General features: G+C 42.0%; 20 protein-coding genes and 1 other annotated feature. Of the genes, 4 read left to right on the forward strand and 16 right to left on the reverse strand.

Annotated elements, in window-relative coordinates:
* Positions 1-13: 13 nt before the first annotated feature.
* From Q1B03_RS05130 to zapA, 6 genes are all read right to left on the reverse strand, one after another.
* Positions 14-1714, reverse strand: a complete 1701-nt coding sequence (locus Q1B03_RS05130; protein ID WP_299739655.1) for a long-chain-fatty-acid--CoA ligase — start codon at positions 1712-1714, stop codon at positions 14-16.
* Positions 1715-2077: 363 nt separating this feature from the next.
* Positions 2078-2485, reverse strand: a complete 408-nt coding sequence (locus tag Q1B03_RS05135) for a DUF350 domain-containing protein (protein ID WP_299738895.1) — start codon at positions 2483-2485, stop codon at positions 2078-2080.
* Between the two features lie 66 nt (positions 2486-2551).
* Positions 2552-4909 (reverse strand): endonuclease MutS2, encoded by a 2358-nt coding sequence (locus tag Q1B03_RS05140; protein WP_299738897.1) that lies wholly within the window; start codon positions 4907-4909, stop codon positions 2552-2554.
* A gap of 19 nt (positions 4910-4928) precedes the next feature.
* Positions 4929-6638, reverse strand: a complete 1710-nt coding sequence (polX, locus tag Q1B03_RS05145; RefSeq protein WP_299738900.1) for a DNA polymerase/3'-5' exonuclease PolX — start codon at positions 6636-6638, stop codon at positions 4929-4931.
* 194 nt (positions 6639-6832) lie between these two features.
* Positions 6833-7372, reverse strand: coding sequence for a CvpA family protein (locus tag Q1B03_RS05150; protein WP_299738902.1), 540 nt, complete (start codon positions 7370-7372; stop codon positions 6833-6835).
* 7 nt (positions 7373-7379) lie between these two features.
* Positions 7380-7640 (reverse strand): cell division protein ZapA, encoded by a 261-nt coding sequence (gene zapA / locus Q1B03_RS05155; RefSeq protein ID WP_299738905.1) that lies wholly within the window; start codon positions 7638-7640, stop codon positions 7380-7382.
* A 132-nt stretch (positions 7641-7772) separates the two neighbouring features.
* Between zapA and rnhC the strand changes: the two genes are divergently transcribed.
* Positions 7773-8696: a ribonuclease HIII gene (gene rnhC / locus Q1B03_RS05160; protein ID WP_299738907.1), complete on the forward strand. Its 924-nt coding sequence runs from the start codon at positions 7773-7775 to the stop codon at positions 8694-8696.
* Between the two features lie 287 nt (positions 8697-8983).
* Here the strand turns inward: rnhC and pheT are convergent, their stop codons facing one another.
* The 3 genes from pheT to Q1B03_RS05175 form a co-directional block, all read right to left on the reverse strand.
* Positions 8984-11398 (reverse strand): phenylalanine--tRNA ligase subunit beta, encoded by a 2415-nt coding sequence (pheT, locus tag Q1B03_RS05165; protein ID WP_299738909.1) that lies wholly within the window; start codon positions 11396-11398, stop codon positions 8984-8986.
* A 27-nt stretch (positions 11399-11425) separates the two neighbouring features.
* Complete coding sequence (pheS, locus tag Q1B03_RS05170) at positions 11426-12463, reverse strand: phenylalanine--tRNA ligase subunit alpha (protein ID WP_113969564.1); 1038 nt, start codon at positions 12461-12463, stop codon at positions 11426-11428.
* A 408-nt stretch (positions 12464-12871) separates the two neighbouring features.
* Positions 12872-13633: an RNA methyltransferase gene (locus Q1B03_RS05175; RefSeq protein ID WP_299738914.1), complete on the reverse strand. Its 762-nt coding sequence runs from the start codon at positions 13631-13633 to the stop codon at positions 12872-12874.
* A gap of 123 nt (positions 13634-13756) precedes the next feature.
* Between Q1B03_RS05175 and sspI the strand changes: the two genes are divergently transcribed.
* Positions 13757-13978 carry a small acid-soluble spore protein SspI gene (gene sspI / locus Q1B03_RS05180; RefSeq protein ID WP_113969566.1) on the forward strand — a complete coding sequence of 74 codons (222 nt, stop codon included), beginning with the start codon at positions 13757-13759 and terminating at the stop codon, positions 13976-13978.
* 137 nt (positions 13979-14115) lie between these two features.
* Positions 14116-14658 (forward strand): cysteine hydrolase family protein, encoded by a 543-nt coding sequence (locus Q1B03_RS05185; protein WP_299738921.1) that lies wholly within the window; start codon positions 14116-14118, stop codon positions 14656-14658.
* A 61-nt stretch (positions 14659-14719) separates the two neighbouring features.
* Here Q1B03_RS05185 and Q1B03_RS05190 read toward each other — a convergent pair whose 3' ends face one another.
* Positions 14720-15805 carry a M42 family metallopeptidase gene (locus tag Q1B03_RS05190; RefSeq protein WP_299738924.1) on the reverse strand — a complete coding sequence of 362 codons (1086 nt, stop codon included), beginning with the start codon at positions 15803-15805 and terminating at the stop codon, positions 14720-14722.
* A 105-nt stretch (positions 15806-15910) separates the two neighbouring features.
* Positions 15911-16399, reverse strand: a complete 489-nt coding sequence (locus Q1B03_RS05195) for a dUTP diphosphatase (RefSeq protein ID WP_299738927.1) — start codon at positions 16397-16399, stop codon at positions 15911-15913.
* 149 nt (positions 16400-16548) lie between these two features.
* Between Q1B03_RS05195 and Q1B03_RS05200 the strand changes: the two genes are divergently transcribed.
* Positions 16549-16935, forward strand: a complete 387-nt coding sequence (locus Q1B03_RS05200; protein WP_299738929.1) for a sigma-w pathway protein ysdB — start codon at positions 16549-16551, stop codon at positions 16933-16935.
* 24 nt (positions 16936-16959) lie between these two features.
* Here Q1B03_RS05200 and Q1B03_RS05205 read toward each other — a convergent pair whose 3' ends face one another.
* From Q1B03_RS05205 to infC, 5 genes are all read right to left on the reverse strand, one after another.
* Positions 16960-17529, reverse strand: coding sequence for a TVP38/TMEM64 family protein (locus Q1B03_RS05205; protein WP_299738930.1), 570 nt, complete (start codon positions 17527-17529; stop codon positions 16960-16962).
* Positions 17530-17624: 95 nt separating this feature from the next.
* On the reverse strand, positions 17625-17903 hold the full coding sequence (locus Q1B03_RS05210) for a DUF1294 domain-containing protein (protein WP_299738932.1): 279 nt from the start codon (positions 17901-17903) through the stop codon (positions 17625-17627).
* 85 nt (positions 17904-17988) lie between these two features.
* The gene (gene rplT, locus Q1B03_RS05215; RefSeq protein WP_034757014.1) at positions 17989-18348 is read right to left on the reverse strand and encodes a 50S ribosomal protein L20; all 360 of its coding nucleotides are present in this window, start codon (positions 18346-18348) and stop codon (positions 17989-17991) included.
* A 27-nt stretch (positions 18349-18375) separates the two neighbouring features.
* The gene (gene rpmI, locus Q1B03_RS05220; RefSeq protein ID WP_032087387.1) at positions 18376-18576 is read right to left on the reverse strand and encodes a 50S ribosomal protein L35; all 201 of its coding nucleotides are present in this window, start codon (positions 18574-18576) and stop codon (positions 18376-18378) included.
* 23 nt (positions 18577-18599) lie between these two features.
* Positions 18600-19103: a translation initiation factor IF-3 gene (gene infC, locus Q1B03_RS05225; RefSeq protein ID WP_044340447.1), complete on the reverse strand. Its 504-nt coding sequence runs from the start codon at positions 19101-19103 to the stop codon at positions 18600-18602.
* A gap of 92 nt (positions 19104-19195) precedes the next feature.
* Positions 19196-19337 (reverse strand) — a sequence feature (ribosomal protein L20 leader region).
* Positions 19338-19483: the final 146 nt, after the last annotated feature.

Below are 19483 nucleotides of genomic sequence, written 5' to 3' on the forward strand. Positions count from 1 at the left end.
CAATGGTATTCAATTAACTTGTTTTCTGCTCTTCCTCTATCTTTTGGCGCTCCTCTTCTACAAGTGCTCTTCGTAATATTTTTCCTACAGCCGTTTTGGGAAGCTCTTTTCTAAATTCATAAATCCGGGGCACCTTGTAGGCAGCCAGGTATTTACGGGCAAATTCGTTGAGTTCCTCCTCTGTCAGGACTTCTCCTTCTTTCAGGACCACATACGCCTTTACGGTTTCTCCCCTGTATTCATCTGGGACGCCTGCAGCTACAACCTCTTGGATCGCAGGATGTTCATAAAGGACCTCTTCGATCTCACGTGGGTAAATATTAAAGCCTCCGGCAATGATCATATCCTTCTTGCGATCCACAACATAGAAGTAACCTCTCTCATCCATATAACCCAAATCCCCCGTCAATAGCCAGCCATCCCTTAACGTTTGTTCGGTTTCCTCCGGACGATTCCAGTAACCTTTCATCACTTGAGGACCTTTCACGACGATTTCACCCATTTCGTTCGGTGGAAGCGGTTCTCCTGTTTCCAGTGAGAAGATGGCTGCATCCGTACTCGGCCAAGGAACTCCGACGCTTCCCTTTATTCTTTCTTTATCCCAAAGGAAATTGGAATGAGTGACAGGTGAAGATTCTGTCAATCCATAGCCCTCAACGAGTTTCCCTCCGGTGACATCTTCGAATTGCTGCTGCACTTCAACAGGCAATGGCGCGCTTCCACTAAGGCATGAATCGATGGAGGATAAGTCATAATTCTTCAGTTCAGGATGATTCAGCAAGCCGATATAGATGGTAGGTGCACCGGGAAATAAGGTCGGTTTCTGCTTTTGAATGGTTTTCAAGGTCGTTTCGGGATCAAATTTAGGCAGTAAGATCATTTTATATCCCTGCATGACGGATAATATCATAACGGCTGTCATTCCGTACACATGAAAGAATGGAAGGATTCCAAGGACCCGCTCTTCTCCTTTTTTACATTTATAAAGCCACGCATCACACATGGAAGCATTGGCGACAAGGTTCTTATGAGTGAGCATAACCCCTTTCGGGAAACCTGTCGTCCCGCCTGTGTATTGAAGTAGAGCCACATCATTTTCAAAATCAAATGCCTGTTGTGTAATTTCCGGTTTGGCCGTTTTCATGATCTCAGTAAATAAATGATTCTGTCCTGAATGGTCCACTTTCACAACAATGCCGTATTGTTTCTTCTGGATGAATGGGTAGATGAGATTCTTAGGAAATGGAAGGTAGTCTTTGATAGCGGTTACAATAATGTGCTCAAGTCCGGTATTCTTCATCACTTTTGACACTCTTGGATATAGAATATCCAATGTCAGGATCACCTTGGCACCTGAGTCCTTCATTTGGTATTCAATTTCCCTTTCCATATATAAGGGATTGGTTTGTACGACAATTCCACCTGCGTAGAGAATGCCATAGTACGCGATTACGGATTGAGGAGTATTCGGCAGCATGATCGCAACCCGATCGTCTTTCTTGATTCCCAGTGATTTAAGGTACTGAGCGAACTTGAGTGCGGATTCATGTAATTCTTTGTAGGTCATTTCCTTGCCCATAAATTGAATGGCAACTTTACTGTTATAAAGGGTAGCTGCTTCAGTTAAATAGGACTGCAGTGGTTTTTCGATTAAATTTAACTCCGTGGGAATCTCTGCTGGATATTCAGCAAACCATGGTTTATTCATTGTTATCCCTCCTTGTGAATTTTTAGAAAATTTCTTCTATTCACTATTATAATATAAGGGGACTTCAGTTACAATTTGAAATCAATCCACTCGATACTTTTTTCCTACTTCTCAGGCTTGACCTTCCTTGCAGATGATTTTATCAAAGAAAAAAGACTGCCTATTCAACCATATGACAGTCTGCTCGTACATTATTATTTTAGCATTGTTTCAATCTTCAAGCTCTCTTCACAGAGTACATCGATTGTGTTGAATCTCGTTATAGGTTCAAACGCTACGTAAAGAACAGCATATAAATGATCCCAACGAGTAAAAAGCCCCCACATAGAGTGAGCAAAAATTTTGCCAATGTTTCCATATTCCCTCTCCTTACGATATACCGGCTCCTATTACATAGGATAAACCAACTGAAATAACTAATGAAATGAAGCCCACCGCCCGGTTATCATTTGCAATTTCTTCGTCAATTTTAAATTTCGGTGTCAGAAATTCATAAATGAAATAGCCGATCAGTAATAGAAAAAAGCCGAACACACCCCATCCTATTGTGGTCAGGATGGTATCATTGTGGCTGATGGAGTGGCGGAAAATATTCGCAATCCCAAATATTTTCCCACCAGTTGCCATCGCCACGGCCATATTACCCTTTTTTATTTCTTCCCAATTTCTATACTTTGTTACCAATTCAAAAATGGCAAGGAACAGAATCAAACATAAAATGACCACACTGTAATTACCAGCTGTTTGAACAAATTCATTTTCCCAAAAGTTCTCCATCGTAAAGCTCCCTTTACCGATTTAATTAAGCCGTCCTATTTAGAATTCGTACATATGGGCAGAGTCTTATTTAAATTGAACGACCGTGACTCCCGTTCCACCTTCGCCTGCATCTCCAAAACGAATGTTTTTAACCGAACGGTGATTTTTCAAGTACTCTTGAACTCCCTGTCTTAAAGCTCCAGTACCTTTCCCATGGATAATGGAAACGCGGGGATACCCTGCGAGGAGTGCATCATCGATGTACTTCTCTACTCTCGATAACGCATTTTCAAAACGCTCACCACGTAGATCAAGCTCAAGGCTGACGTGAAAGTCTTTCCCTTTCACTGTGGCCAGTGGCTTGGTTTCAACCTTCTGTTGAGATTGAATGAATTCAAGATCTGATTCCTTCACCTTCATTTTCATGATGCCCATCTGTACTTGCCATTCTTTCGCAGACACTCGTTCAACCAAGTGGCCTTTTTGATCAAAGCTTAAGACTTTGACTTCGTCCCCTGGTTTTAATTCATGCTTCGTTTGATTGACTTTTTTCTTTTGACCGGACGTTTTCAATTTAGGTGCAGCTTCTTCCAATTGTTTCTTCGCCTGGATCAGTTCATGCTCTTTGATTTGAGCTGATTTTTCCTTCTGCATTTTTCTTAAATCCTTGATCACTTGTTCAGCTTCTGCCTTCGCCTTTTCAACGACTTCAGTGGCTTTTTGTTGAGCTTTTTCGTACAGTGTATCCTTTTTCTCGTAATACTCCATCATTTGCTTCTGCATATCTTTATGCATCTTTTCAGCCTGTCTTAAGAGTTCATGTGCTTCCTCAAGCTCCCGTTCACCCTGACGTCTGCTGTCTTCGAGGGAGGCAATCATATTCTCCACTTCTTTACTATCCGTTCCGATGTGGGACTTCGCTCTCTGAATGACCGGATCTGAAAGTCCTAAACGCTTCGAAATCTCAAATGCATTACTTCTTCCGGGAACTCCAAGCAAGAGCTTATAGGTAGGACTCAATGTCTCTACATTAAATTCCACACTTGCATTCACGACTCCTTCACGATTGTACCCGTACGCTTTCAATTCAGGATAGTGGGTGGTCGCCACGACTCTTGCACCAGTTCCATGTACTTCATCCAAAATGGAGATGGCCAGTGCAGCACCTTCTTGAGGATCTGTACCGGCACCCAGTTCATCAAACAGCACTAAGCTTTCATGGTCTACCTTTTTAAGGATGTCCACGATATTGACCATATGGGAGGAGAAGGTACTTAAACTTTGTTCAATCGATTGCTCGTCCCCGATATCAGCGTAAATGGTACGGAAGACGCCCACTTCAGATCCATCAAGGGCAGGGATCGGGAGCCCGGCCTGTGCCATTAAACTCGTTAATCCCAATGTTTTCAGGGTAACGGTTTTCCCCCCGGTATTTGGCCCGGTGATGACAATGGAAGAAAAATCAGTCCCCAACTCGATGTCATTCGCCACCGCTTCATCAATCGGCAGAAGAGGATGTCGGGCTTTGTTCAGCCTCACCCGGCGTTCATTATTGATCGTCGGTTTTGACCCTTTGATGGATCGTCCGAACTTGGCTTTTGTAAACATAAAATCGATGTCTGATAAAACGCTGACAATCAAGAGCAGTTCTTCCCCGGATTCTTGTACGCTTTCAGAGAGTTCTTGGAGAATTTTTTCGATTTCTGTTTGTTCTTTTAATCGAAGCTCACGCAGTTGATTATTCAGCTGAACAATTGCTTCCGGTTCAATAAACAGGGTTTGCCCCGATGAGGATTGATCATGAATGATACCACCATATTGACCTCTGTACTCCTGTTTTACTGGAATCACGTATCGATCATTACGAATCGTGATGATCGCATCGGATAACATTTTTTGAGCGTTGGATGAGCGGATCATCCGTTCAAGTTTTTCCCGGATTCGTCCTTCATTGGCCCGAAGCTGAGTACGGATGGTGCGGAGTGCTTCACTGGCTGTATCCAGGATTCCTCCGTTATCATCCACGACTTTCCTTATATCCTGTTCTAAATAGGGAAGGGGAATGACCGTACCCATTTTCTCTTGAAGCAGGGGAATGTCCACCTCTTCTTCCAGTAACTCCTCTACAAAAAGCGTCAGCTTCCTGCTTGCACGAATCGTACTCGCTACCTGAACAAACTCTGAAGGAGAAAGCATCCCACCTATTTGTGCACGCTTTACGTGTGGACGTATATCGAAAATCCCGCCTAATGGGGCATGACCTTTCAACCTGAGGACGGTCATGGCTTCATCTGTCTCTTCATGAAGAGCTGTAATTTCTTCATACTCTACGGATGGCATGAGAGCGGATACCCTTGCATGCCCAAGTGCGGATGCAGCATATTGCTTTAATAATTCTTTGATTTTATCAAACTCTAACGTCTTTAATACTTTAGAATTCACGGAATGTATTCCACCTTTATCAGTTTCGCTTAATAAATTCGATTAACTCTTTTTTATCCCACGCATTGATCACGGATTCTTTTTTGATCCAGCCTTTGCGGGCCGTTCCAATCCCTATCTTCATAAATTCGAGGTGATCAGTGCTATGAGCATCTGTGTTAATCACCAATTTCACATTCTGTTCTTGGGCTTTTCGGATATTTTCAGCAGACAGATCCAGACGATTGGGGTTTGCATTAAGCTCCAATGCCGTACCGGTTTCTTTCGCCAGCCGGATAAGAAGATCCATATCTACGTCGTAGCCTTCTCTTCGTCCAATGATTCTCCCAGTGGGATGAGCGATGATATCCACATGGGCACTCTTCAGGGCCGTTGTTAACCTTTCCATGATCTTTTCTTGGGACTGTGAAAAACTCGAGTGAATCGAGGCAATCACAAGGTCTACTTTTTCAAGGATGTCATCATCATAGTCCAATGTACTATCAGGAAGGATATCCATTTCGATTCCTGAAAGGACTTCTATATCATCATACTTTTTGTTTATTTCCTTTATCTCATCTATTTGCTTGAGTAATCGTTCCGTTGTCAGCCCATTTGCCACACGTAAGTACTGGGAGTGATCTGTGATGGCCATATATTGATATCCTTTGGCTCGGCAAGCCTCTACCATTTCTTCAATCGAAAATGCCCCATCCGACCAGGTGGTGTGCATATGAAGATCACCCTTTATATCTTCTAATGTGATAAGGGAATAATCCTTATGGAACTCTTCCACTTCTTTCCCATCTTCCCTCAGCTCAGGCGGGATCAGGGGCAAATCAAAATGGTGATAAAATTCTTCTTCGCTTTTAAATGTCTTTACCTCACCGGTTTCACTATTCTCGACGCCATATTCACTGATTTTCTCACCGCGTTCTTTCGCCAGCTGACGCATGCGGACATTATGGTCCTTTGATCCGGTAAAATGGTGAAGGGCCGTAGCAAATTCTTCAGGCTTCACGATTCGAAAATCGATGCTTACATCCCAATTATACGAAAGAGTAAGTGATACTTTCGTATCTCCTGCCGCAATGGTCTCAACGATATTGGGCAACTTCAACAGCCCTTCCTTTACCTCTTTGGGGTGCTCTGTCGCCAAAATGAAATCAAGGTCCTTGATGGTTTCCCTCATTCTTCTTAAGCTTCCCGCTCTTGAAAAAGTTTGGATGCTGTCCATGCCGAAAAGAAAACCTTCAATCTCCTCAGCAATCCCATTCATAAAAGCGATCGGCAGACGATCAGGTCTTTTTCCGACCTGTTCGATGGAGGCCAAGATCTTCTCTTCCGTCTTCTTACCGAAGCCTGCTAAACCTTGTACTTTATTTGCTTTACAAGCTTCCTCCAGATCTTCTATATTTTCTACCCCGAGTTCACTATAAAGCTTGGCAATTTTCTTTCCACCTAAACCAGGTAATTGAAGAAGGGGGATCAATCCCTTTGGAACTTCTTCCTTTAACTCTTCAAGGACAGAAGATGTGCCTTCGTTTATGTATTCCACGATTACTCCAGCCGTTCCTTTGCCTATTCCGCTCAGCTTCGTAAAGTCACTGATTTCCTGTAAGCTCCGGTCATCATTCTCAAGTGCAGCCGCCGCTTTTCGATAGGCGGATATTTTAAAAGAGTTTTCGCCCTTCAATTCCATATATATCGCAATTTGCTCTAATAATTTTATAATATCTTTTTTATTCAAGAGATTCACCCTCTATCTTAGAATTAACGATTAGGATCCTTTATGCTTCCCAGTCCCCAGCAAAAGCAAAACGACTCCATTTATATAGTAGCAAAATTGGTTTAAAAAGAAAAAAGACTGACATATAAGATGAACATTTTTCGTTAAGGTCAGCCTAACGAACCTGAGTTCCATACTTATAGTCAGCCCCTTCTTTAGGCTACATATTCAATCCACCAAGATTTCACCATATCAGAGAAAACAGGAGTATGTTTCACCATCGCTTGTGCGATAAACGAGTTATTAATGAATGCTTGAACCGACTCGATCGGCAATAATACGGCAATAAATAATAGAATAAAAATCATTAAGTATGCTTCTATAAAGCCTAATACTCCCCCGCCAAGAACATTCAACTGCTTCAGGAGAGGAAGATGGGCAACGAAGTCCAGCATCGATCCAATGATTTGCAGAATGATTCGCACCGCAAAGAATATCATGGCGAATGCAATTACCCGGTAATATGCTTGATCTAAATTCGTCGATTCAAAAATCATATTTAACGTGGATTGCTCGTCCAGAACAGGATAAGGAATCCATAAAGTTAATTTTGGTGCAAGCTGATCATAATATATGTATGCTACAATAAAAGCAACAATAAATCCGAATATGTGGATGACCTGCAAAATGAATCCACGTTTCAAACCTATTAAAAATCCTATCACCAGGATGATTAACAAAGCTAAGTCCAGCATCTTATTTTCAATCCTTTAATCGTTTAATTTCTCGTTCCAGCTCCTCGAACTTTTCTTGAAGTTTGAGATAATCATTCACGGCATTCACCGCTGTCAGAACGGCAAGCCTGCCTGTGTCGAGAGAGGGATTCATGGAGTTGATTTCTCTCATTTTGTCATCCACTTTCGAACAAACAAAACGGATCTGACTTGTTGATTCAGTCCCAACAATCGTATATTGTTGACCATATATGTCTACAGTGGTGCGATTTCTTTGTTCATCAGACAACCTGAAAGCCCCCCATTCATAAGAATCCTAAACATAATCATACCACGAAATCTTTTGATTTTGGAAGGAATTTGTCATATAAGCTCACATTTTTTATAATACTCAAGAATTTTGTCATAAGGAGAGAGAAACTTGGCTAATACCGTCATTCAAGCTAACAAAGAAATGATAGAGAAAATGAAACAGCATTACGGAAACGTATTAACGGACAAACTGCCCCCGGGTGCCGTTTTTGTAGCAAAGCCTTCCGGCTGTACGATCACGGCATATAAATCGGGGAAAGTGTTGTTTCAGGGATCTAATGGAGAAGGAGAATCAAGTCAGTGGGGCAGCAGTGAACCGCCAAAGGTGAAGTCACCTTCCAAGGGAACGACGACACTGCCTGAAAACTTTGCCCAATGGTCTGTCATCGGATCCGACGAAGTGGGTACAGGCGACTTTTTCGGACCGATCACTGTGGTGAGTGCTTACGTGAAGAGGGACCATATTCCACTCATGAAGGAGCTCGGAGTTAAGGATTCCAAAAATTTATCCGACCCTCAAATCATCAAAATTGCAAGGGATTTAATTTCAGCAATTCCGTATTCATTGCTCATTCTGCACAACCCTAAATACAATGCCATGCAAGAAAAAGGAATGACGCAGGGGAAGATGAAGGCCCTCTTGCACAATCAGGCGATCCTGAATCTGTTAGAAAAAATGGACCCGGAACTACCTGAAGGAATATTGATTGATCAGTTTGTTGAAAAGAATACATACTACAAACATGTTTCTGCACAAAAGAAAATCCAAAGAGATCGCGTGTACTTCAGTACAAAAGGTGAAAGCATCCATCTAGCTGTAGCCGCAGCATCGATCATTGCCCGTTATGCCTTCTTAAAGGAAATGGACAAATTGAGTGAAAAAGCCGGTGTCGAAATACCTAAAGGTGCCGGTAAGCATGTAGACGTTGCAGCTGCGAAAATCATCAAACGTAAAGGGATTGAAGAATTAAAGTCTATGACGAAATGGCATTTTGCCAATAGTGAGAAGGCGATCAGGTTAGCCAGGAAATAAATAAAATCCCCATCGGTTATTCCGGTGGGGATTTCTATTTGGATGGTCGTGTTATCTTGGATTCAGCCGTTGAATTATGAACGATATTTACCTGTTGAAATTCCCGGAATATTCTCCTGTTAAAATCTCTTGGATATTCGCCTGTTAAATTCACTTCAATATTCACCTGATTAAATTCCCTGGATATTCTCCTGTCAAAATTCCTTGATTTTTTAACAGGCAAAACCCTCTCCAAACAGCAAAAAGGTGCCAGACCATTGTCTGACACCCTTACACTTTAAGCCGTATTATCCTCTCAACTCGGCTCCTGCTTTTGCTTTCACTGTTTCCAGTACTTTATCATGTACTTTGACTACTTCCTCATCCGTCAATGTCTTCTCCGGATCGAAATACTTCAAGGAGAACGCTAAGGATTTCTTGCCTGCTTCCATATGCTCCCCTTCATAAAGATCGAAGACTGAAACTTCTTTCAGAAGCTTGCCTCCAGCGTCTTTAATGATGGTTTCCAGCTCCCCTGCTTTCACATTTGTATCCACTACAAGGGCGATGTCTCTCGTGATCGATGGATGACGCGGGATTGGCGTGTAGCTTAATGCCGGCTTTTCGTAATGGAAGATTGGTGATGCCTTCAGTTCGAACACATAGGTTTCGTTCAGGTCCAAGTCTTTTTCCGCTTCCGGATGAATCGCTCCTACAAATCCGATGACTTCATTGTCCAATAGGATTTCAGCCGTTCTTCCAGGGTGCATGCCTTCTATCGCTGCCTGGCGGTAAGTAATTGCGTTAGAAACGCCGATTTCTTCGAACAGTCCTTCAAGGATACCTTTCGCTACGTAGAAGTCAGCAGGCTTTTTCTCTCCCTGCCAAGGATGCAAATGCCAAAGGCCTGTCATAGCCCCTGCAATATGCTCTTCTTCCTTAGGAAGCTCTTCTCCTGGTTCCTGTAAGAAAACGGATCCCACTTCATAAAAGGCAAGTGAGTCATTTTGTCGTGCTTTGTTGTACGAAAGCACTTCAAGAAGCTGTGGAATGATGCTTAATCGTAGATTGCTCCGCTCTTCACTCATTGGCATCAATAAGCGTACAGGCTCTCTTACGTCCAGTGCATATTGTGTTGCTTTCTTATCATTAGTTAAAGAATACGTAATCCCCTGCAGGAGGCCTGCTCCCTCTAAATAACGGCGAACCGTACGGCGTTTCAACTGATGATTTGAAAGTCCGCCAGGTGTTGATTCTCCCTTAGGCAATGTCAGCGGAAGGTTGTCATAACCGAAAAGACGTGCCACTTCTTCAAGTAAATCTTCAGGGATGGTAATATCCCCCCGTCTTGTAGGAGCCGTTACAACAAACGTTTCTCCATTGACTTCTACATCAAATTGAAGTCGACGGAAGATATCTTCGACTGTGTCAGCCGAGATGGACGTTCCCAGTGAAGAATTGATTTTTTCTAACGTAATCTCTACTTTAACAGGCTCAACTTCAAGTTCGTTAAATAATACCGTTCCTTCAAGCACTTTCCCCTGTGCATATTCGACCATCAGTTGGGCAGCTCTCTCCCCTGCTTTCAGGACACGATCAGGATCGACTCCCTTTTCATATCGTGTGCTCGCTTCACTGCGCAGTCCGTGATCTTTGGAGGCTCCCCTGACAATCGCCCCGGTGAAATAAGCCGCCTCAAGAAGGACAGTCGTTGTATCGTTTTGGACCTCAGAATTCGCTCCACCCATCACTCCTGCAAGAGCGACCGGCTCCGTACCATTCGTAATGACAAGCTGGCTGCTTGATAAGGTTCTTTCTGCATCATCCAGTGTGACGAATCTCTCCCCATCAGTCGCACGGCGGACAAGGATCTCCTTCGAGTCCAGGCGGTCGTAATCAAATGCGTGAAGAGGCTGACCATATTCCAATAGTACATAGTTCGTAATATCGACTACGTTATTATGTGGTCGGATCCCGGCTGAGATCAACGCATTTTGCATCCATAATGGAGATGGACCGATTTTCACATCTTTGATGATTTTGGCACCGTATAGAGGGTTATCTTCTTTCGCCTCTACTCTTACCGATACATAATCCGATGCCTTTTCGTTTCCTTCGGTTAGCCCCGTTTCAGGAAGCTTTACGTCACGATCCAAAATGGCTGCTACTTCATACGCCACTCCCAGCATGCTTAAGCAATCCGAACGATTAGGTGTTAAGCCCAATTCCAAAATCGCATCATCAAGATTCAATATTTCAACTGCATCTCTTCCTACTTCAGCATCATCTGAGAACACATAAATTCCCTCTGCATGTTCTTTCGGTACAAGCTTTCCTTCTACGCCAAGCTCTTGCATGGAACAAATCATCCCGTGAGATACTTCACCTCGAAGCTTCGCTTTCTTGATCTTGAAGTTACCCGGCAGGACCGCTCCAACCTTTGCGACAGCCACTTTTTGACCCTTCGCCACATTCGGTGCTCCGCAAATGATTTGGACAGGTTCTTCTTCCCCTACATCCACTAAGCATTTATTTAATTTATCCGCATCAGGATGTGGCTCACATTGTAATACATGGCCGACGACCACATTTTTGATTTCTTCCCCGATCCGTTCAACACCTTCAACTTCAATCCCGCTTCTTGTAATCTTCTCTGCTAACTCTTCAGGTGATACACCCGTTAAGTCTACATAATTTTCTAACCATTTATATGAAACAAACATGTGTTAGTACCTCCTACCGATTTTCTTTTACTCTTCTGTTCCGAACTGAGTGACAAAGCGCGTGTCGTTTGTGTAGAAATGACGGATATCATCGATTCCGTATTTCAGCATGGCAATACGTTCAGGTCCCATTCCGAATGCGAATCCTGTATATTTCTTTGAATCAAACCCTGCCATTTCGAGTACGTTCGGGTGAACCATTCCTGCTCCAAGAATTTCGATCCATCCAGTTCCTTTACATACACGACAGCCTTTTCCACCACAGATTTTACATGAGATATCCATTTCGACTGAAGGCTCTGTAAACGGGAAGAAGCTTGGGCGCAAGCGGATTTCCCGGTCTTCGCCGAACATTTTCTTCGCAAACACATTTAGCGTTCCTTTCAAGTCACTCATGCGGATGTCTTCATCGATGACGAGTCCCTCGATTTGAGTGAATTGATGTGAGTGTGTTGCGTCATCTGTATCACGACGATACACTTTCCCTGGACAAATAATTTTAATTGGTCCTTTGCCTTTGGCCAGTTCCATCGTTCTTGCTTGCACCGGAGAAGTGTGAGTACGCAGAAGGGTTTCTTCCGTAATATAGAAGGAATCCTGCATGTCCCGGGCCGGGTGTCCCTTAGGAAGGTTCAGTGCTTCAAAATTATAATAATCCTTTTCCACTTCCGGTCCTTCAGCAACGGTATAGCCCATTCCGATAAATAAATCTTCAATTTCTTCCACAATCATCGTGAGCGGATGATGATTTCCCTTTTTAACAGGGCGCCCCGGTAATGTAACATCGATCGTTTCAGATTGAAGCTTCTTTTCAACCGCTTCTTTTTCAAGAATGGCCTGCTTCGCTTCAAGTGTTTCTGTAATGGCTCCACGAACTTCATTCGCAAGGGCCCCCATTTTTGGACGTTCTTCCGCTGAAAGTTTTCCCATTCCTTTTAAGGCTTCAGTTACGGGTCCTTTTTTACCCAGATAAGCTACACGGATATTGTTCAGTTCTTTTAAGTCCTGTGCTTCGTTCACTTTTTCGATTGCTTCTTGTTGAAGGGATCGTAATTTGTCCTCCATATATACTTCCTCCTTTAATGTATATCGTCCGAATGATCCTACTGGATTGGTTTAAAAACAAATAAAAAAACCCCATCCCAAAAAGGGACGAGGTTTATATCGCGGTACCACCCTTATAAGTATATCCCATGGTTATTTTGCTTTCGCAAAAAGCCTTATAGGCAGACATACTCACTTCATTCGGATAACGGCTTTGCCGGAGCATCTTTACATTCATCAAATGAATGGTCCCGATGCCAACTCGAGAGGTGAAATCTTCACATCATGCTTTCTTAAGAATGCTTACAGTCCAGGGCATCCTCTCCCTTGAAGAAGGTCATGTGCTACTTTCCTCTTTCAACGTTTTTTAAGTTATATGTGCATTATTATAGTGAATTTCCAGGCAAATTTCAAACCTTTTCAAGAAATTCACTGCCCATTTTTAAAATAGTATAATAAAACACCCGCAGCGATCGCTACATTTAATGATTCACACTTTCCGTAGATAGGAATGTAAAGGTTTTGATCGGTCTCCCTTAAGAGCTCCTTCGACATGCCATTTCCTTCATTTCCTACGATGAGGGCATAAGAAGATTGTGGCTTTATCTTGGTATACTCCACACCATTTTCAAGAGCCGTCCCATAAACGGGAATGCCGCGCTCTTTCAGTGCTGAAATGGTTTCAGGCAGTTCTTTTCTGACGATAGGAATATGAAAGTGACTTCCTTGTGCAGAGCGTAATACCTTAGGATTATAAGGATCAACTGTCCCCTTTCCCAACACGATCATATCAATGCCAGCTGCATCAGCTGTTCGAATGATCGTCCCGATATTCCCCGGATCTTGAAGTCCGTCTAAGAGCATGAGGGCTTGTGCTTTCTCAATGTCATGCTCATCTTCTTTTTGCTTACATACGGCGAAAACTCCTTGTGGTGTCTCGGTATCGGTCAAAGCTTTACCGACCTCTTCTGATACCATCGTCATGGTAACTGAGTCTACTGTCCATTTCTGCGGCAGATCAATTCCTTCCACAAGGATGAGTTCAAGAACAGTATCTTCTTGCTTTAATGCTTCTTCCACCAGGTGAAAGCCTTCAACTATGTATGTGCGAGTAAGGTCTCGTTCTTTTTTGGTTAATAATTTCTTCCACTGCTTCACAACAGGATTTTTCGAGGATTGAATATACTTCAATCGTATCCGCTCCTTTAGGTTACTATTCAAGGTCTCATTATACCTTAACTTTCCTACATAATAAATTCAATTTGAGACAAGATAACAATGAATTCCTCAACAATCAAAAAGGAGAAATGTGTGATGAATCTTAACTTACGAAAAGCAATCATACACAACGTATCTGGCAACAACCAGGACGAACTGAGAGACACCATCGTCGATGCAATCCAAGGCGGAGAAGAAAAAACCCTCCCTGGACTGGGTGTACTCCTTGAAGTCTTCTGGCAAAACGCAGATCCCCAGGAACAAAAAATGGTCCTCGAAACATTAGAGGAATCATTGCAACAGCAACAAACACAGTAAGAACAAGGGCGACCCTTTCTAGGGGTTGCCCTTGTTTTTTCCTTCCCCATTATAAATTTTTCTCCAGTTTTGTTTTAGTATTACTCTTTCAGTGGTAATGAAAACATACAAAGGTAAACGGAAGGGGAAACGAATGTATGAACCAAAAGAAAAGCGCATTATTGATCATCGATATGATTAATACTTTTGATTTCCATGGTGGAGAGAAGTTATACGAAAACACTCTGGAGATTGTAGATAATATCCGCGGACTCAAGAGGAAAGCGAAGGATTCGGGCATTCCGGTCATTTATGTGAATGATAACTACGGTCTATGGCAGGACAATATGAATGACATCATCGAGCACTGCAAAATGAAAAAAGGAGAAACCGTTATCGACAGACTTCACCCTGATACAGATGACTATTTTATCATCAAACCGAAGCATTCGTGTTTTTTTGGGACGCAACTTGATATCCTGCTTCACCAGCTGGATGTAGAACATCTGATTTTAACAGGAATTGCAGGGGATATCTGTGTGCTTTATACCGCCAATGATGCCTATATGAGGGAGTATGAAATATCGATACCGAAGGATTGCATGGCCTCAGAAACAGACGAGGACAATGAGAGTGCCATTCGCATTATCAAAAAGACAATCGATGCTGACATGACCTTATCGGAGCAAATGACTTTTTAATGGCAGATCTACTTTTTTCATAAACAAGAGACCCTAATCGAATAGGGTCTCTTCATTTCAATCAATCAAATGTAATCTTCGCCACTGTATCTTTATCTAACTTCTTGATAACTTCTGTAATCAGTTTAACCGCGTTCTCATAATCATCGCGATGCAACATTGCTGCATGGGAATGAATATAGCGGGTCGCAATGGTAATCGATAAAGCAGGAACTCCGTTTGCCGTTAAATGAATCGCACCTGAATCTGTACCACCACCAGCAATGGCATCAAATTGATAAGGAATGTTATGCTCATCCGCTGTATTTGTTACAAAGTCACGAAGTCCTTTGTGTGAAACCATGGATGCATCATAAAGGATGATTTGAGGGCCTTCACCCATTTTACTCGATGCTTCTTTATCAGAAACACCAGGTGTATCTCCTGCAATTCCAACATCTACACCAAATGCAATGTCAGGCTGGATCTTAGATGCTGACGTTCTCGCTCCACGCAGGCCGACTTCTTCCTGCACTGTTCCTACACCATATACCACGTTTGGATGCTCTTGACCTTTCAGGTTTTTCAGTACATCAATGGCAATCGCGCATCCTATGCGGTTATCCCAGGCTTTCGCAAGAAGCATTTTTTCATTGTTCATCACCGTAAATTCGAAATGAGGGACAACCATATCCCCTGGCTTCACTCCCCACTCCTGTACCTCTTCACGGCTTGAAGCACCGATATCAATAAACATATCTTTAATATCAACAGGCTTTTTACGAGCTTCCGGAGGCAGGATATGTGGTGGTTTCGAGCCAATTATACCCGTTACTTCTCCTTTACCCGTCACAATCGTCACACGCTGGGCAAGCATGACTTGTGACCACCAGCCGCCTACTGTTTGAAAACGCAGGAACCCTTTGCTGTCGATTTGAGTGATCATGAATCCAACTTCATCAAGATGACCGGCCACCATGATTTTAGGTCCGTTCTCATCTCCGACTTTTTTAGCAATCAAGCTTCCAAGGTTATCTGTTGTCATTTCATCTGCAAATGGCTCTATGTATCGCTTCATTACGTTTCGTACTTCTCTTTCATTTCCCGGCACACCTTTTGCATCAGTTAAATCCTTGAGCATTGTCAATGTTTCATCTAATTTCGCCACTGTTTCGACCCCCTAAATGTTTATACACTCTCATTATACTAAAACCTGTCCGATTCATCAAAATTTCCTGAATCTTCTTTACTATCCAGCAGCAGATGTCACGGATCAATATCCTTCTTTTTGACGATAATAATTCACTTCATTCTTCTTTACATAAGCATCAAATACCTCTTCATGAGAGAACCCTAACAGCTCACCCAAATACACATAATGCCTGAACAATTGTTGAAAATGCCCAACGGAACGCTCTTCAGCAAAATGATTGGCCGCTTTGAATACTTCCAGGAATTGTTTCGTGACATCTTCATTTCCGTAATTGGTTTCCCCTAAATCAAATTGCTGGATGCCGATTTCAAGTCCCAGTGATAGGATGAAATGGATTCCATCTACAAATTCTTCAAGGATCACTTCCTTTGATGAAGATGATTTCTTACTCCAAAACTTAAAGCTTCTTGTTTCATTTGCCAGTTCCCCAACTTCTACAAGCAGGGCAAGGATTTTCTTTTCAATTAAATCTGCGTTTTGCAATCCGTGTTCTTCTTCAATATGCTGATCCAGCTTCTCCTGCATATCCAATAACTTTTCAATATTCATGACGTTTTCTCCCCTCATGATGCCTATTATATTTCTGATGTTCTCTCTTAGTATGACAAATTTTCAAATAAATTTTAAATAAAATGAAACCTTTTTCTGTTTTTATCGTAAATATTAGGAGAAGACTTATGCCTAGGGAGGTAATGGTAATGCTTTGGCTTATTCGGTTAGTGATTTTTTTCATTATTCTTTATCTATTATACCGCAGTGTGAAATACATTATGGACCCAAAGCGAAAGCTGGAACTTGCCCAGGAGCAGAAACGTTTTTACTTTCTCGATGATCAGGAAAATGTACGTAAGAATTTCCACGTGACGTATAAAGGAGTTCTATTTGAAGGAGAAAAGTATTTAGGGGCAACAGAAAAATCCTTCGAGGTGGTTTCCATCTTTGTTTGGTCAAAAAACATCTCTTCTTTAAAGGGATTGACTCAAGAAGATTTTCAATACCTTCAAAATGAAATTAAAGAAAGATACCCTAACGCAAAGCTGGATTGGAAAAGTCCGATCCGTGAATTCCTTCAAAGAAAGCAGTAAAAAAAACGGCTGGCCAGCCGTTTTTTATTTACCCGGAAAGAACTCTCTCCATTCAATCACTCTTACTTTTTCTCTTAGAAGATAAAATAGGACGATGAGTGCCAGGAAAATCATAACGAGAATAGGAGGGGAAAATTGTTTGATGTATTGACCGAAAACCGTGTAAAAAAACGCCAGGGGAATATTGGAAATAACAGAGGCCCGGATGAAAGGTTTAAGCTTTTTCTTGCGTTCAAGTAAACAAAGGTTCAACAACTGATAATGGACAAAAGGAATTAACCGCAGTATAGCAATTTGACCGGTTGTGAGAGTAGCATTCCTTCCAAACCATTTTTCCTTCAGTCTCAGAAGCTTTTCATAGAAAGATGTAAAGCTCTTTATAACAAAGTAAAAAGTAATGGATAAGAGCGTCAATCCGATTAATGAATACAGAGTGCCGAATATGCTTCCGAATAGCACTCCTCCCGCCATACATACAAGGGCTACCGGGATAAACAAAAATTGCCTCAGGATATGAAACAAGATAAACAGAACAGGAGCCATATATCCACTAGCTTCCATGAGGGCGAATGCAGCAACTAACCGTTCGTCCATGGCTAAGGTGACCTCCTTCTGCTTTTCTAAGCTGTTATAGACACTCTCTATATAGTATGTAATGAAGACGGGTTAAAGAATGAAAATTTTTCTATCTACAATTTAGTATTCAGCCAGATAAAAAGCAGACTATGAAGCATGACGAGCAGCGGAAACCCGAAAGCGAATACTTTATGTTTCGTTTTATGTCTGTATACCTTCATCCCCATATAGGCGCCGATGCTGCCTCCCAGAATCGCGACCTGCCACAATGTATTCTCTTTTATGCGGTATTCATTTCGCTGAGCTTTTCTTTTATCTCTGCCCATGATGATAAAACCGATGATATTGATGACAATGGCATATAGATATAAGATACCTGTTAATGTACCCATGATTTCTACCTGCTTTCCAATGAGATTTATATAAGAAAGGACCGGCCAGGGGCCAGTCCTTTTTGTCTGCTAACTTAGCAGTTTATTATTTGTTTAGTTGAGCTTTAGCAGCGTCAGCTAATTGGTTGAATGCTTTTTCGTCAGAAATCGCAAGCTCAGCAAGCATTTTGCGGTTTACTTCGATACCAGCAAGCTTTAATCCGTGCATTAAACGGCTGTAAGAAAGACCGTTCATACGTGCAGCCGCATTGATACGTGTGATCCATAGTTTACGGAAGTCACGTTTCTTTTGGCGACGGTCACGATAAGCATACATGTATGATTTCATGACTTGTTGATTTGCTACTTTATATAAAGTGTGTTTTGAACCGAAATAACCTTTGGCTAATTTAAGAACTTTTTTACGACGTCTGCGTGTTACTGTTCCGCCTTTTACGCGTGGCATAATAATTCCCTCCTGTTTCTATTACTCTTATTTTAGGTTGTCAAGCATATGACGAATGCGTTTGAAATCTCCTTTAGAGACAACAGCCGCTTTACGTAGCTTACGCTTTGCTTTAGTAGATTTGTTTGCGAATAAGTGGCTTGTGTAAGCGTGTGAACGTTTAAGTTTACCAGAACCTGTTTTCTTGAAACGCTTAGCTGAGCCGCGGTGAGTTTTCATTTTTGGCATGATGCTTTTCCTCCTCGGGTCCTTTATTTTTCGTTAACTGGTGCAAGCACCAAGAACATACTGCGACCATCCATTTTCGGTTTTGATTCAACGGTTGCTACATCTTTACACTCATCACTGAAGCGATCCAGAACACGTTGACCAATTTCTTTGTGCGTAATCGCACGACCTTTAAATCGGATTGACGCTTTAACTTTGTCTCCTTTTTCAAGGAACTTACGAGCGTTACGAAGCTTAGTGTTGAAATCATGCTCATCAATCGTCGGGCTTAAACGAACCTCTTTAAGATTGATGATCTTCTGATTCTTACGTGCTTCTTTTTCTTTCTTCTGTTGTTCAAACTTAAACTTACCGTAGTCCATGATACGAGCAACGGGCGGTTTTGCATTTGGAGCAACAAGAACAAGATCAAGATTTACACGTTCAGCAATTTCAAGAGCTTCATTCTTGGTTTTAATCCCAAGTTGCTCACCGTTTTGATCGATAAGACGTACTTCACGGGCACGAATCGTTTCGTTTAAGATCATGTCTTTGCTAATAATTAGCCACCTCCAAGGTTTATTAAAAGAATACACGGCTTTGGTCGACGCACTCGGACCTTTTTCTGCATGCTTGAAGCAAACAAAAAAAGATGCGAGTGTCGAAACACCCGCACCTGATTATTAAGCATATATAAATGGCTTTAATAGTCAATCACATACCTGGAAACAACTTTAGAAAGCGTTATTCAGGTGAGAAGCGGGTAGCCTCTACTTGTACCAAACTGTATTCAATTCACCTTAGATACTATATCACATGACAAAACCGCTGTCAAATAATCATTTAATATCACAACGTATTTCATAATATCAGACATCTAAGGAGAGTGCAACAGTTTTTTTGAATTTTATATGGGAGGGACGGACCT

It is taken from the genome of uncultured Rossellomorea sp. (assembly GCF_947488365.1).
Classification (GTDB): Bacteria; Bacillota; Bacilli; order Bacillales; family Bacillaceae_B; genus Rossellomorea.